The organism is Gordonibacter sp. An230 (assembly GCF_002159915.1).
GTDB lineage: Bacteria > Actinomycetota > Coriobacteriia > Coriobacteriales > Eggerthellaceae > Rubneribacter.
The window spans coordinates 33,961-47,964 of sequence record NZ_NFJP01000018.1; the positions used below are offsets into that span (position 1 = coordinate 33,961).

The window sequence follows — 14,004 nt, forward strand, 5'->3', positions numbered from 1 at the left end:
GCGCTCGGTCGAAGGGGGCAGGGCTTGCGCTAGAATACGAAGCAGGTTTTTTTGATCGGGGCGGAGGAGACGTTGACGAGATTATCGATCGCGCCGCGGGCGCGCGACGACGCGGCGGTGGCCGCAGTGGCTGAGCGCTTCGCCCGGCGCGTGCGTGCGGTGCCGCCGGGGACATGCCCCCTTGCGTTCGAGCTGGCGTTTCTGCAGGCGTCGGCGGCGCAGACATGCGGCAAGTGCGTGCCGTGCCGCGATGGGTTGCCGCAGCTTGCGGCGCTGCTTTCGCGCGTTGCGTCGTGCGAGGCGGACGAGGAGGACGTCGCGCGCATGCGCGCGCTCGCCGAGATGGTGCGCGACACCTCGGACTGCGCCATCGGCTACGAGGCGGCCGCAGCCCTGCTCGACGGCCTCGATGCGTTCTCGGATGAGCTTGAGAGCCATCTGCGGTTGGGTCGCTGCCGAAAGGGGGTGGGCCAAACCGTGCCATGCGAGACGCTCTGCCCTGCGCATGTGGACGTGCCGGGCTACATCGCATGCGTGGCTGCGGGCGCGCATGCCGATGCGGTGAACGTCGTGCGCAAGGACAATCCGTTTCCCACGGCTTGCGCGTTCGTGTGCGAGCATCCTTGCGAGGCGCGCTGCCGCCGCGCGCTCATCGACGCGCCCGTGAACATCCGCGGCATCAAGCGATACGCGGTGGACGCGGCTCCGGCGGACACTGTGGCTCCGCCGCCGCGCAGCGTGGACACCGCGCGCACCGTCGCCGTGATCGGTGGAGGTCCGAGTGGTTTGACCTGCGCGTACTTCTGCGCTCTCATGGGCCATCGCGTGACGGTGTTCGAAGCGCGCGAACGGCTTGGCGGCATGATGCGCTACGGCATCCCCGCGTACCGCTTCCCTCGCGAGCGCCTCGACGAGGACATCCGCGGCATCATGCAGGCTGGCACCATCACGGTGCGCTGCGGCGTCGAGGTGGACGCGGAGACGCTGCGCGACATAGCGGGAACATACCACGCCGTGTACGTGGCCGTGGGAGCGCAGGCGGGAAAAGGGCTTTCGCTGATAGGGGCGGAAACCGAGGGCGTGCTCTCGGCGGTGGAGCTTCTGGGGGCCGTCGGCGACGGCGAGCTTCCCGACTTCTCGGGCAAGCGCGTGGCTGTGGTGGGCGGCGGCAACGTGGCCATGGACTGCGCCCGCACGGCGGTGCGCGCGGGGGCGGAAGAGGTGTCGGTGGTGTATCGGCGCCGCCGCGAGGACATGACGGCGCTCGCCGCCGAGGTGGAGAGCGCCGTAGCCGAGGGCGTGGAGCTCGTCACGCTCGAGGCTCCGGAGCGCATCGAGTGCGACGAGGAGGGGCGCTGCGCGGCGCTCGTCACGCGTCCGCAGATGATCGGCCCTGTGAAGCGCGGTCGGCCCGCGCCCGTCGCGGCCGACAAGCCTGAGAGGCGCATGCCCGTTGACGTCGTCCTCATCGCGGTGGGTCAGGATGTCGTCACCGCGCCGTTCGAGGAGTTCGGCATGCGGGTTGACCGGGGGCGTCTTGTCGCCGACGAGCGTCTGCGCGCCGAGGGCTTCGAGCATGTGTTCGTGGGCGGCGACTGCCAGACGGGGCCGGCGACGGTCATCCGTGCCATCGCGGCGGGCAAGGTGGCCGCGTGCAATATCGACGAGCACCTGGGCTATCATCACAAGCTGGCCTACGAGGTGAAGGTGCCGAGTGCCCTTCCGAGCGATCGCACGCCCATGGGGCGCGTTGAGCTGGGGGAGCGTCCGGCGCGAGAGCGCAAGAGGGATTTCACGAATGTCGAGATGGGCATGAGCGGCGAGGAGGTTGCGCAGGAATGCGGGCGGTGCCTGCGTTGCGACCAGTTCGGCTGCGGCGTGCTCGAGGGAGGGAGGGAGCAGTATGCCTAGCATCACCATAGACGGCGTCGCGGTGGAGGCCGCGCCGGATGCGACCATCCTCGAGGTTGCGCAGGAGGCCGGCATTCGCATTCCGACGCTGTGTCATCTGCGAGAGCGCAGCGCCATCGCCTCGTGCCGCGTGTGCGTGGTGGACGTGGAGGGCCTCGAGCATCCGGTTCCGGCGTGCTCGACGCCTGCGCGTGAGGGCATGGCGGTGACGACGTCCTCGCCGCGCGTGGAGACCTACCGCCGTATCGCGCTCGAGCTCATCGTCGCCGACCATGGGCTCGACTCCACGAGCTACTGCTTCTCGTGCAAGAAGAACGGCGCGTGCGAGCTGCAGGACCTGTGCCGCGAGTTCGGTGTTCTCGCGTCTTCCTACGAGGTGGCTCAGAAGCGCGAGCCGGTGCTCGACGCCAACCCGTTCCTTTCCTACGACCCCAACCTGTGCATTCGCTGCCAGCGCTGCGTGGGGGCGTGCAACGAGGCTGCGCGCAACCACACGCTCGTCGCCGGGAAACGCGGTACGCGCACGACCATCGAGGCGCCGTTCGGCGAAGGATGGCGCGCCACCGATTGCGAGTCGTGCGGAAACTGCGCGCAAGCGTGCCCGACCGGAGCGCTCGTCGAGAAGCGCCGTGCGGCCTACCGCTCTTGGGAGACGGAGCGCGTGCGCACGACGTGCCCGCACTGCGGCGTGGGCTGCCAACTCGATGTTATGGTGAAAGACGGCCGCATCATGGACGCCGAGGCGGCCGACGGCCCGTCCAACCGCGGCCTTTTGTGCGTGAAGGGGCGCTCGGCCAGCTTCGACTTCGTGGACGCGCCCGATCGCCTCTCCACGCCGCTTGTGCGCAACCCCGTCACGGGAGAGCTCGAGCCCGCCGCTTGGGACGACGCCCTCGATCTTGTGGCGCGCCGCTTCACGGAGTTGCGCGACGCGCACGGGGGCGAATCGCTCGCCGCGTTCGCGTGCTCACGCTCCACGAACGAGGATATCTACCTGTTCCAGAAGATGGCCCGCGCAGCGTTCCACACGAACAACGTGGATTGCTGCGCGCGTGTTTGACACGCCCCCACGGTCGCCGGTCTGGCGACCATGCTTGGTTCGGGGGCGATGACGAACTCAATCGAAGACGTGACGCGCAAGGCCGACATCATCATGCTCGTGGGGTCGAACCCCGAGGAGGCGCATCCGGTCGTCGGCATGCAGATCCGCGCCGCGGTCGAGCGGGGGTGCCGGCTCATCGTGGTCGACCCGCGCGACATCGGGCTGGCGGCGCAGGCCGACATCCATTTGAAGCTGAAGCCGGGCACGAACGTCGCGTTCGCGAACGGCGTTGTGAACTACCTCATCCAAAACGGCCTCTACGACGAGGACTTCGTGCGCGATCGCACCGAGGGTTTCGAGATACTTGCCGCCACCGTGCGCGACTGCACGCCCGCATGGGTGGAGGAGGCGTGCGGCATCGATCGGCGCGATCTCGTGCAGGCGGCTCGGATGTACGCCGCTGCCGACGCCGCGGCCATCATGTACTGCCTCGGCGTGACCGAGCACTCGACAGGCACCGACGGCGTCATGGCGCTGTCGAACATCGCGATGGTCACGGGGAACCTCGGCAAACCGGGTGGCGGCGTGAACCCGCTGCGCGGTCAGAACAACGTGCAGGGCGCCTGCGACATGGGCGCGGGTCCGGACGATCTGCCCGGATATCAGAAAGTGGCCGATCCCGAGGTGGCGCGTCGCTTCGAGAAGGCGTGGGGCGTGCCGCTGCCCCGCACGCGCGGCCTCAAGGCGACCGAGTGCTTCCCGGCCATGATCGAAGGCGGCATCAAGGGGCTGTTCCTTTTCGGAGAGGATCCCGTGCGCACCGATTCCGACACGGCGCACGTCATCCGGGCGCTTGAGGCGCTCGAGTTCCTCGTGGTGGACGACCTGTTCCTCACCGAAACGGCGAAGTACGCCGACGTCGTTCTGCCCGGTCGCAGCTATGCCGAGAAGGAGGGGACGTTCACGAACACCGAGCGGCGCGTGCAGCGCGTGCGCAAGGCGGTCGAGGGGCCGGTGGGCGCGCGGTTGGACACCGAGATATTCACCGAGGTTATGAACCGCATGGGCTACGATCAGCCGCTTCTGAGCGCCGCCGAGATCATGAACGAGGTCGCCTCGCTCACGCCCTCCTACGGCGGGATGAGCCACGAGCGCCTTGACAGCGCGGCGCTTGCCGGCCGTGGTTTGCAATGGCCCTGTCCGAGCGAGGCCCATCCTGGCACGCCCATTCTGCACATGGGCGAGTTCTCCTTGGGGCTTGGCGCGTTCTCGACGCCCGAGTACCAGCCTTCGGCCGAGCTGCCCGATGCGGAGTACCCGCTTATGCTGACGACGGGGCGAGTGCTCTACCAGTACAACGCGTGCGCCATGACCGGGAGGACGGACGGTGTGAACGAGATCGTCGATCGATCGTTCATCGAGATCAACGAGCGTGACGCTGCGGCCCTCGGCATTTCCGACGGCGACCGCGTGCGCGTCTCGTCTCGTCGCGGCGCCATCCAGTCCACGGCCCGCGTGTCCGGCAAGACGAATCCCGGCCAAACCTGGATGCCCTTCCACTTCCAAGACGGCAACAGCAACTGGCTCACGAACGCCGCTCTCGACCGCGTGTCGAAAGCGCCCGAGTACAAGGTGTGCGCCGTGAAGGTGGAGAAGATCGGCTAGCCGACGGGATGGACGGACGCGCTCCGTCTCGTAGAATGAGCATTGTGCCGAGCGCGCGAGTATGAGCGTTTGCTATTTTCCTGCGTGCGAAAGGCGGGCTTGGTCGGAGGGCTGGGTGCCTCCGTCCTGTTCCCTTGCGGACGGAGCGGATGCCCATGTTCGAGGTTCGCTCGATCTGCGCGTGTAATCCCTCCGTCGCTTCCGTTTGCGTTGTTCGTCTGGCGAGCGAGAGCGCTTCGCTTGCGGTTCTGGGTTTTCGGCTCCGCCTTCTGCTCGGCATCTTGTTCCGTGCGAGGAGGGCTTTGAGGCGATGCCGGGCTGAAATCGTCGTTGCCGCTTTCGACAATCTGTTTAGAGGTATTTGCTGATTGCTCCAAAATAGGTTCAGCGATAAAGCCGCTCTGTCCGAATCCTCCGATTCGGATGGGTTGAACAGGACCTCGGGATGTTCTGCCGAAACGGACCCGAATCGCATGTAGCGTCCCGTCCCTTTTTCGAGGGGGGGGGTACGGTGTCGAGAATGGTTTTCAAGGTGGACGTCGTGAGATGACGGCATGTCGACACGGGGCTCGCGGCAAACGTATGCTTAAAGCTTCTCAGGTTCGAGTTTGCCGAAACGAGCTTTTAAGCGGAAGGAGGCCGCGCAAAGGGAGCCAACGTTTCCAACTCGTTTCGTTGCGATGGGTCTTTCTTGGAGTTGACCTGCACATGTTGACTGAGCGGACGATGTTCGTGGATGATCGTTGCGACAGACAGGCGACAAGATAGAGGCAAGGAGCAAGATATGGCGAAGACGCGCATCGGCATTCTGGGTTACGGTAATCTTGGCAGGGGCGTGGAGCTGTCCTGCCGTCAAAACGACGACATGGAGCTCGTGGCGGTGTTCACGCGCCGCGACCCTGCCGGTGTGAAGCTGCTTACCGAGGGCGTGGCGGTGCACTCTGCCAACGATCTCGCGGCGCATGCGGGCGATCTCGATGTGCTCGTTTTGTGCGGCGGCAGCGCGAACGACCTGCCCGAGCAGACGCCTGCCTGCGCAGCATTGTTCAACGTTGTGGACTCATTCGACACACATGCGAACATCCCCGACCATTTCTCGCGCGTGGATGCAGCGGCTCGGGAGGGCGGCAAGGTGGCCCTCATCTCGGCCGGCTGGGATCCCGGCATGTTCTCGCTTGCGCGCCTTTACGCCACGAGCATCCTGCCCGACGGCTCGGATTACACCTTCTGGGGCCGTGGTGTCTCGCAAGGGCACAGCGACGCCATCCGGCGCATTGAGGGCGTCGCCGATGCGCGTCAGTACACCGTCCCCGTGCCCGCTGCGCTCGAAGCCGTGCGCTCGGGCGAGAATCCCCGGCTGACGACCCGTCAGAAGCATACGCGCGAGTGCTACGTCGTGGCAGAGCAGGGCGCTGACAAAGCCGCCATCGAGAAGGCCATCGTCGAGATGCCGAACTACTTCGCCGACTACGACACCACGGTGACGTTCGTCACGCAGGAGGAGCTCGATCGCGATCATGCCGGCATCCCGCACGGCGGCTCGGTCATCCGCTCCGGTTCGACCGGAGAGTCTGGCGAACATCGCCACGTGGTGGAGTACTCTCTCAAGCTCGACTCCAACCCCGAGTTCACAGGGAGCGTGCTCGTGGCCTGCGCTCGCGCCGTCCATCGCATGAGCCAAGAGGGGCAGGCGGGCTGCAAGACGCTGTTCGACGTTCCGCCCGCATACTTGTCTGCGGTCAGCGCCGAGGAATTGCGCGCCCATCTGCTGTAGGCGCGCATGAATCGGCTCCTTCGGAGGGGGCTCGGGCTTGATCGGACGGCCCCGCCGCATGCGGCGGGGCCGTCCGCCGTTTCTCTGCCTTATGCAAGCGCGCTGGCGAACGAGACGATGGAGAATGCGATGCCGATCATCACGGCGAAAGCGCGGTCGTCGGCGCTGAGGGGGTAGGGCGCTCCCGCCATGGTCCAAGCTGGTTGGGAGCTTCGGTTTTCGACGGGTTCGACGCGGGCGTGCCGGGGGATGCTCTGCGTATCGATGCGGCCGCCCGCAATAACGCGGATCTCGGTCGCGCAGCGTCCTCTCGGGGCATGGCGCGGCGTGTCGGCTAAGACGGGTGCTACTGTGCTCATGGCGGCTCCTTGCGACGCGTTTTCGAGTACGCGTGCATCATATCGTCTCGCGCATATCTAAAAGTACCAATAATGGGACATTGACGCAGCGGAAAAAAGGCCTGGCGATATGTCTCGCCAGGCCCGAATCGCAACTATCGAGTGATTCACTCCTCGCCGGTCCAGCAGTACGTGCACACTTTCGCAGGGTCGATGCCGATGGCCTCGAGCATGCCGTCGAGCGACTGATAGCCCAGCGAGTCGAAGCCCATCCGCTCGCAGATGGTCCGCAGCATGCACTTCCCGCGCTCCGTTGATCCGTCGGCGTATTCGGCCAGGTGCTTGTGCCCTTCGTCTCCTTCGAGATCCTGCACGACGCGTCGTGCGATCAGGTCCATCTCGGACTTCGTGCTTGAGAAGCTTAAGTACTTGCAGCTGAACATGATGGGCGGGCAGGCCGAGCGCATGTGCACTTCCGAGGCGCCGCATTCGTAGAGGAAGTCCACCGTTTCGCGCAGCTGCGTGCCGCGCACGATGGAGTCGTCCACGAACAGGAGCTTCTTGCCGCGGATGAGCTCGGGGATGTGAATCTGCTTCATCTTCGCCACGCGGTTGCGCACATCCTGGTTGCTCGGCATGAACGAGCGCGCCCAGGTGGGCGTGTACTTGATGAACGGCCGTCCGAATGGGGTGCGGCATTCAGTGGAGTAGCCGATGGCGTGCGGCACGCCCGAGTCCGGCACGCCGGCTACGTAGTCCACCTGCGGCGCCTCCGCCCGCGCAATCTCGTCACGCGCCATGATCGCGCCGTTGCGGTAGCGCATGACCTCGACGTTGACGCCCTCGTAGTTCGAATTCGGATATCCGTAGTACACCCAGAGGAACGCGCAGATCTTCATCTTGTCGCCGGCGGGGGAGATGGTTCGGTAGCCGTCGGCGTCGATGAGGACGATCTCGCCGGGTCCCAGCTCGTACTCGTCGCGGTAGCCCAGCTTGTGGTATGCGAACGACTCGAACGAGATGCAGTGTCCCGCCTCGTTTTTGCCGATGAGCACCGGCAGTCGGCCCATCTTGTCGCGCGCCGCGACAATCTTGCCCTCGTCTGTCATTATGAGCAGCGTGAGCGAGCCTTCGATGGCGTTTTGGGCGTGCTTGATGCCCGAGACGAAGTCGTCTTTCTGGTTGATGAGCGCGGCGACGAGCTCGGTGGTGTTCACCTTTCCGGAGCTCATGGCCATGAACTGGCGTCCTCCATTGGCGAAGTTCTGCTCGACGAGCTCCTCCGCGTTGTTGATGGCGCCCACCGTGGTGATGGCGAACGTCCCGAGGTGCGAGCGCACGAGCAGGGGCTGCGGGTCGGTGTCGCTGATGCAGCCGATGCCGCTGCCGCCGTGGAAGCCGGGCAGGTCGTCCTCGAAGCGCGTGCGGAACGGCGTGTTCTCTATGGAATGGATCTCCCGTTGAAAGCCCTCGTCGGCATCGTGAAACACCATGCCCGCGCATTTCGTGCCGAGATGCGAGTGGTAGTCCACGCCGAAGAACACGTCGAGCACCACGTCGTTGTGGGACGCCGCCCCGAAGAATCCGCCCATTGCCAGCCTTTCCTCGTCACCCATGCGCCGCGCCGCGTTTTCGCTGTCGCGTCGGCGAAAAGATCAGTATACGGCTCCGCGCGCGCGAATGGGCCGAGGCTGCTCGACGATTCGCGTTTTCTGCACGACCGCGCGCGCGAACGAGCTTGGCGCAGGCAGCGATACGGGGGAGGGCGGGGGTGAGGGCTGCACGACCGCCGCGAACGGGCTTCGACGCGTCGGCGGTTCTCAGAGGGGCTTGCGAAGGAGGAGGAGCCTCGTGCGGGTTTCGGGCGCCTTTTGGCCATGAAAGCCCGTTTTGGCACGGATTCGCTTCGTCCTGTGCGCGAAGGCGGAAGGAGAAGGCGCGAATGCCCAGGCGGTATGGGTGCAACCATGGCGCGAAGAGATGCTTTCGTGCTAGAGCGGGCTTTCATGGCCGGATTTTGCCGAGAGCGCCGCATGGAGGTCCGAAGAACTTCAGCAACCGCGGCGGGGGCGGCCATCGGAAGGGCTCCGGGGCCGGGGTCAGGCGCGCCGCGCTTCAAATCCGCTTGTCGGGCGCTCGCTCGCAGCGGCGCTTGACCGTTTGAGCGGCCGACTTCTATACTGGGGCGCTGCGCCTGCAGGGCGCGAGCGCGTGATGGCGAGTCGGTCGAGGCGAGCGGCCTCGCCGATGCGGCCCCACTTTGCGGGGCGCGTGCGATAGCGAGCAGCGAGGAGTCGTCAACATGAAGAACATCCTGATGATAGCCACTGGTGGTACGATCGCCTCGGTCGAGGACGGAGGCGGGCTTCGTCCCGCCCTCACCGGGGAGGAGCTCGCGTGCTACGTGCCCGAGGTCGCTGGCCTATGCAATCTCGACGTTGTGCAGCCCATGAACATCGACAGCACCAACATGCGCCCCGCCGACTGGATGCGCATCCGCGACGAGATCGTGCGCGCCTACGACGCCTACGACGGCTTCGTCGTGCTCCACGGCACCGACACCATGGCCTACACGGCCGCCGCGCTGTCCTACCTCATCCAAGAAAGCCCGAAGCCCATCGTGCTCACCGGGTCGCAAAAGCCCATGGCGAACCCCTTCACCGATGCGAAGCTCAACGTGTACCAAAGCCTGCTTTACGCCGCCGACGACCGCTCGCGCGACGTGTCGGTGGTGTTCGGCGGCGCCGTGATCGCAGGCACGCGCGCGCGAAAGCAGCGCACCATGAGCTTCAACGCGTTTTCGAGCGTGAACTTCCCCGAGATCGCGCTCATCAGGAACGATCGCATCGTCCGCGCCGGCTCGACGACGCGGACGCGCGCCGCTTCCGACGAGAGCGCCCTCCGCGTTTACGATCGGCTCGACGAGCGCGTGTGCGTGCTCAAGCTGATGCCGGGCATGAGCCCGGGGCTCTTCTCCCTGCTCGCGCACGACTATGATGCCCTCATCCTCGAGACGTTCGGCGTCGGCGGCGTTCCCGCCTATGGCGGCTTTCAACGCGCGCTGTTCGACTGGGTGGATGCCGGTCGCACGCTCGTGCTGACCACGCAGGTGCCTGAAGAAGGGTGTGACCTGGGAGTCTACGAAGTTGGGCGCGCCTTCGCCGAGCATCCGGGCATTCTCGACGGCGGCGATATGACCACCGAGGCGCTCGTGGCGAAAACCATGTGGGCGCGCGGGCAGGCGAGCGGTGCCGACGAGGTGCGCGCGCTGTTCGGCCGCGTGGTGAACCACGACCGCACGACGGCGTGAGGTCGTCCATTCCGGGTGCTACCCGCCGAGACGGACGGAGCTGAGAGGCTCGTACACGGCGCCGTCGCTGCGAAGCGCGCTTTTGAACAGCGTGGCCGTCTCGGCTTGATCGGCAAGCGGGAAGGGCAGAGGCGGCAGGCTTCTGCGGGGAACGCAAGCGCGTCGGGCAAGCGTGACGTGAGGTTTGAACGGCTTGCCGTCGAAAGAGAGCCCGCGCGCGGCAAGCTCTTGCCGCACGCGGGCGGCAAGGCGCTCGAGTTCCGAGGATCGATCGATGCCGAGCCACAGCGTCGTGTCGCTCTCATGGCCGAACGTGCCCAGGCCCGCAGTGCGAAGCGGGATGCGCGGCGAGCCTTTGCACGCAGCCTCCAGGGCTTCCGCAGCGGCCGGCACGTCGGCTTCGGGCACCTCTCCCAAAAACGCGAGCGTAAGGTGGCGGGCCTCGCGTGGTAGGAAGCGGCCCTTCACGACGGCTTCCAGCCGGTGGGCGAGCGCCGACGTGTCATCTGCGAAGCGCGTGGGCAGTTCGAGGGCGATAAACGTGCGCATGGCTGCTTCCTTTCGGAGTTCTCCAGCTGCCAGATGCCGGGCGGCTCCTTTGCCGCGGGCTCGGGAAGGGCGCGGTGCGGTCACGGTCGGCGACGGCGCTGCTGTCCGGCGCGCTTTGCGGGACGCCCTGCGTTCGGCGGCGAGCAGTGAGCCGCACGCGACATCGACCGGCGGCGTTCTGATCTTGCGGAAGCGGCGGCCGGGCGCTTCGGGGAAGCTTCATGCGGCGGCCATCCGCGCGAGGCGATTGTAACCCTTTGGGCCCTTTTCCGCTAGGGTCGCGCGCATACGGGACGGCCTCGTTTTGCGCTCGGCGAGTTCGACGGCGCTGTTATATAATCGACGACTGTAGGAGAATCGGGGGCTGCTACCCCGTGCTTGACGGAGAAGAGGGTCGATGGGAAAGAAACGCGGCAAAACGCGCAAGAGGCTTCTCGCGTATCTGGAGGAGGCTGCGCGGATTGCCGGCGAGGCCGGGCCGGAGGCGGTCCGCGGTCACGATTGCTACCGGGACGGTCAGGCGTTCTATTCCCTGCTCTGGTACTTCCGCAATTGCATCTGCGACGATCTGGACAGGGACCAGCCAGACCGCTATTCGCCGCTTCTCGATGCGTACCTTGGCGCCGACATCCCGGACGTCTTCCATCCCCCGGCGCTCGAGCCGGAGTCGACGCGCGCCGAAGACGAGCTGCTCGAGCGCCTGTTCCCGCAAAGCAGGTATCCGCTCAACGGCAATCAGCGCATCGCCGTGCACAAGGCGCTCCATTTCCCTTTGTCCATCATCAAAGGGCCGCCGGGCACGGGCAAGACCGAGACCATCTTGCGCATCGCCGCGATGGCGGTAGCGCGCGGCGAGCGCGTCGCCGTCGTGTCGACGAATTCCGCGGCGGTGCGACATGTTGAGAAGAAGGTCGATGAAGCGCTCGAGCGTTACGGGCGCAGGAGTCCCGCCGATGCCAAAAGGCTGTTCGAAGGGGATCTCGCGTACCAGGCCGCCTGCAAGCACGTCGCCCTTGGCAGCAAGGGGAACCGGGAGGGGGCCGTCGATCCGTTGACCGGCGCGTCTTTGGCGTTCGAATCGGGAGAGCACGCGTTTCCCAACGGCGAGGTCGTCACGGGGTGGGAGCTGAACAAGGAGTTCGATTCCTTCACGGCCAAGTTCCCGTTCGTCACGAGCACGGTGCACTCTTTGAAGAAGTGTTTCGTCGACGGCGATGCCAAACGTTACGACCTGCTGATCATGGACGAAGCGTCGCAGACCAATCTCGTTGTGGGGGTGGTCGCCATGAGCTGCGCGCGCAGGATGGTGGTCGTGGGCGACGAGGAGCAGCTTCCTCCGGTGATCAGCGACGACTACCGAATCGCCGTGAAGGGCGTTTCCGACGACCTCAAGCCGTTCAAGAAAAAGCGCGTGTCGCCCTACGACATGGCACGCGAGGGCCATAGCTTCCTCTCATCGTGCTACGAGGTGTTCGGCGACGAGAATCCCGAACTGCGCACGATGCTCACCGAGCACTACCGGTGCCATCCCGCCATCATCGGGTTCTGCAACGAGGAGGTGTACGGCCGCGAACTGCAGATCGAGACGCCCGTGCAAAGCGGGAGCGCCCCGTGCCCCATTAGGATATGCTGGTACGAGGGCGACTACCGCGAGGGCGTTTGGCCGCCGACGGCCCCTCCCGAGGAAGAGCCCGACAAGAAACTGCGCGCAACCTGCGTGAACCGCAAGCAGATGGCGATTCTCCGCGAGGAGGAGGGCGCGCAGCTCCTCAGCCTTGCGACCAAGGGGAAGTCCATCTGCATCCTCTCGCCGTTCAGGGGGCAGATCTACCTGCTGAGGGCGTTCGTCCGGCAGCTGCTTAAAGGCGTCGTCGCCGAAAACGAGATCGAATTGGAGACGGGCGAGGGGGAGGAGCGCGAGGCGGTCGGACTCGAGCAGGTGTACACGCTCACCATTCATAAATCGCAGGGACAGGAGTTCGATGTGGTGTATCTCCTTCCTGTCGAGGACGGCAACTGGGAGTGGCCTTGGTCGCAGGGACGGCGGCTCGTGAACGTGGCGGCGTCCCGCGCGAAGGAGGAGCTGCGGGTGATCTTGTCCACGAAGCTCCTCGATGGAGACACCCAGGAGTGGCTCGCAGGTCGGCAGGCGTACGCCAAGAGGCCGGCGAAAAGCGAGGACGATCCCGAGAACCAGGAGATGTTCGTGCGCAAGCTCGTTGAGTACACGCGCCGGACGATCGACGGGCTTTCCGAAGGGGATGCCGAGCGCCAGCGTGCCCATCCGTCGTTCGGGTTCCATCGGTCCGTGATATCGTCGGTGTTCGACGATATCCCCTTCGAGCAGAATCCGAAGAGGGAGGGCGGGGATTACGCTCCCGAACGGTGCATCGAAAAGGCGTTGAGGGCGATGCGCCTCCCCGGATTGGCGGTCGTGAAGCAGGTGACGTTCGACCAGGTGCTGCTCGAAGGCGGACGCATCCGGTTGAGCGATTGCTGCAAAAGCGAGTACGACTGTCCGTCCGAGGCCCACTTTGACTTCGTGATTGTCGAAGTCGCGACCGGGCGGGTGGTGATGGCTCTCGAAGTCGACGGGTGCAACCACCGTTTCAAGAGGAAGAAGGGACGCATCGATTATTCCCAGATGCTTGCCGACGACGCCAAGAACGTCGTGGCGAGGGACGTCTGCCATGCGACGCTCGCGTGGTTGGGGCCCGTGCGCGACGGATCCCTGCCTTGCGGCGCCCAGGGCTTAAGGACAGCTCAGGGCGATTGGACGTGCTTTCCGAGCCGGATGAAGGCCTCGTCGTCGTTCGTGTTCCTGCGCGTTCCGTCCGACGGCAGCACGTTTTGGGAGACCGACGCGCTGCGCCGGGAGGCGCGCCGAATCGGCGCCGACAAACGCATCGCCAGCTCGTACGAACCGCCGACCATCGAGGAGTACGTGCGGGCGCAGCAGGGGATCTTCGAAGGGGGCGAGGCGGCGGAGGTGCGCGTGGCCGAGGACGTGTGGCGCGCGGTGGGGTCGGCTTCCGGCCGCTTCGCCCCTTCCGTTTCCGCTCGGGACTGCGGCTCCGTGTCCGGAAATCGTCCTATGAAGATCACGGAGTGCCTGGCGGAATGGCGAAAGGATGCGCGGCTCGCCAGCTTGCTGAAGGGCGTGAGCGCCGCCGACCTGAACGCTCGCCTGGTGCGGGCGGGCTACCAGGTGCTCGAAGGAGGGGATCTTCGCCGTCGCGTGCCCTCCGAACAGGGAAGGAGCATTGGCATGACCTCGTATCATGGCCGGAGCGCCGACGGACCGTACGTTTGCCCGGAGTACTCCCGGGAGGCGCGAGAGCACTTGGCCGAGCGGATGGAGGATATCCTGCGGGCGTGAGCGGTTTCGGACGCGCAGGCGATCAGAGGAGCCCCT

Annotated in this window: 8 protein-coding genes; 5 read left to right on the top strand and 3 right to left on the bottom strand. The window is 65.7% G+C overall.

Annotated elements, in window-relative coordinates; all coding sequences use genetic code 11:
• The first annotated feature begins 72 nt into the window (after positions 1-72).
• From B5F40_RS10200 to B5F40_RS10210, 3 genes are all read left to right on the top strand, one after another.
• A complete protein-coding gene (locus tag B5F40_RS10200; RefSeq protein ID WP_087194267.1) occupies positions 73-1,911 on the top strand; it encodes an NAD(P)-binding protein in 1,839 nt (612 codons plus the stop codon).
• Positions 1,904-4,618: a formate dehydrogenase subunit alpha gene (fdhF, locus tag B5F40_RS10205; protein WP_087194234.1), complete on the top strand. Its 2,715-nt coding sequence runs from the start codon at positions 1,904-1,906 to the stop codon at positions 4,616-4,618. Before B5F40_RS10200 ends, fdhF begins: the two co-directional genes overlap by 8 nt.
• Before the next feature lie 784 nt (positions 4,619-5,402).
• Positions 5,403-6,392 (top strand): diaminopimelate dehydrogenase, encoded by a 990-nt coding sequence (locus B5F40_RS10210; protein WP_087194235.1) that lies wholly within the window; start codon positions 5,403-5,405, stop codon positions 6,390-6,392.
• A gap of 89 nt (positions 6,393-6,481) precedes the next feature.
• Here the strand turns inward: B5F40_RS10210 and B5F40_RS10215 are convergent, their stop codons facing one another.
• Positions 6,482-6,751 (bottom strand): hypothetical protein, encoded by a 270-nt coding sequence (locus B5F40_RS10215; protein ID WP_087194236.1) that lies wholly within the window; start codon positions 6,749-6,751, stop codon positions 6,482-6,484.
• 146 nt (positions 6,752-6,897) lie between these two features.
• On the bottom strand, positions 6,898-8,322 hold the full coding sequence (locus tag B5F40_RS10220; protein ID WP_087194237.1) for an amidophosphoribosyltransferase: 1,425 nt from the start codon (positions 8,320-8,322) through the stop codon (positions 6,898-6,900).
• 710 nt (positions 8,323-9,032) lie between these two features.
• Between B5F40_RS10220 and B5F40_RS10225 the strand changes: the two genes are divergently transcribed.
• Positions 9,033-10,040 (top strand): asparaginase, encoded by a 1,008-nt coding sequence (locus B5F40_RS10225; RefSeq protein WP_087194238.1) that lies wholly within the window; start codon positions 9,033-9,035, stop codon positions 10,038-10,040.
• 18 nt (positions 10,041-10,058) lie between these two features.
• Here the strand turns inward: B5F40_RS10225 and thpR are convergent, their stop codons facing one another.
• Positions 10,059-10,589 (bottom strand): RNA 2',3'-cyclic phosphodiesterase, encoded by a 531-nt coding sequence (thpR, locus tag B5F40_RS10230; protein WP_087194239.1) that lies wholly within the window; start codon positions 10,587-10,589, stop codon positions 10,059-10,061.
• 397 nt (positions 10,590-10,986) lie between these two features.
• Here thpR and B5F40_RS10235 point away from each other — a divergent pair, with 397 nt between their 5' ends.
• Complete coding sequence (locus tag B5F40_RS10235; protein ID WP_087194240.1) at positions 10,987-13,968, top strand: DEAD/DEAH box helicase; 2,982 nt, start codon at positions 10,987-10,989, stop codon at positions 13,966-13,968.
• Positions 13,969-14,004: the final 36 nt, after the last annotated feature.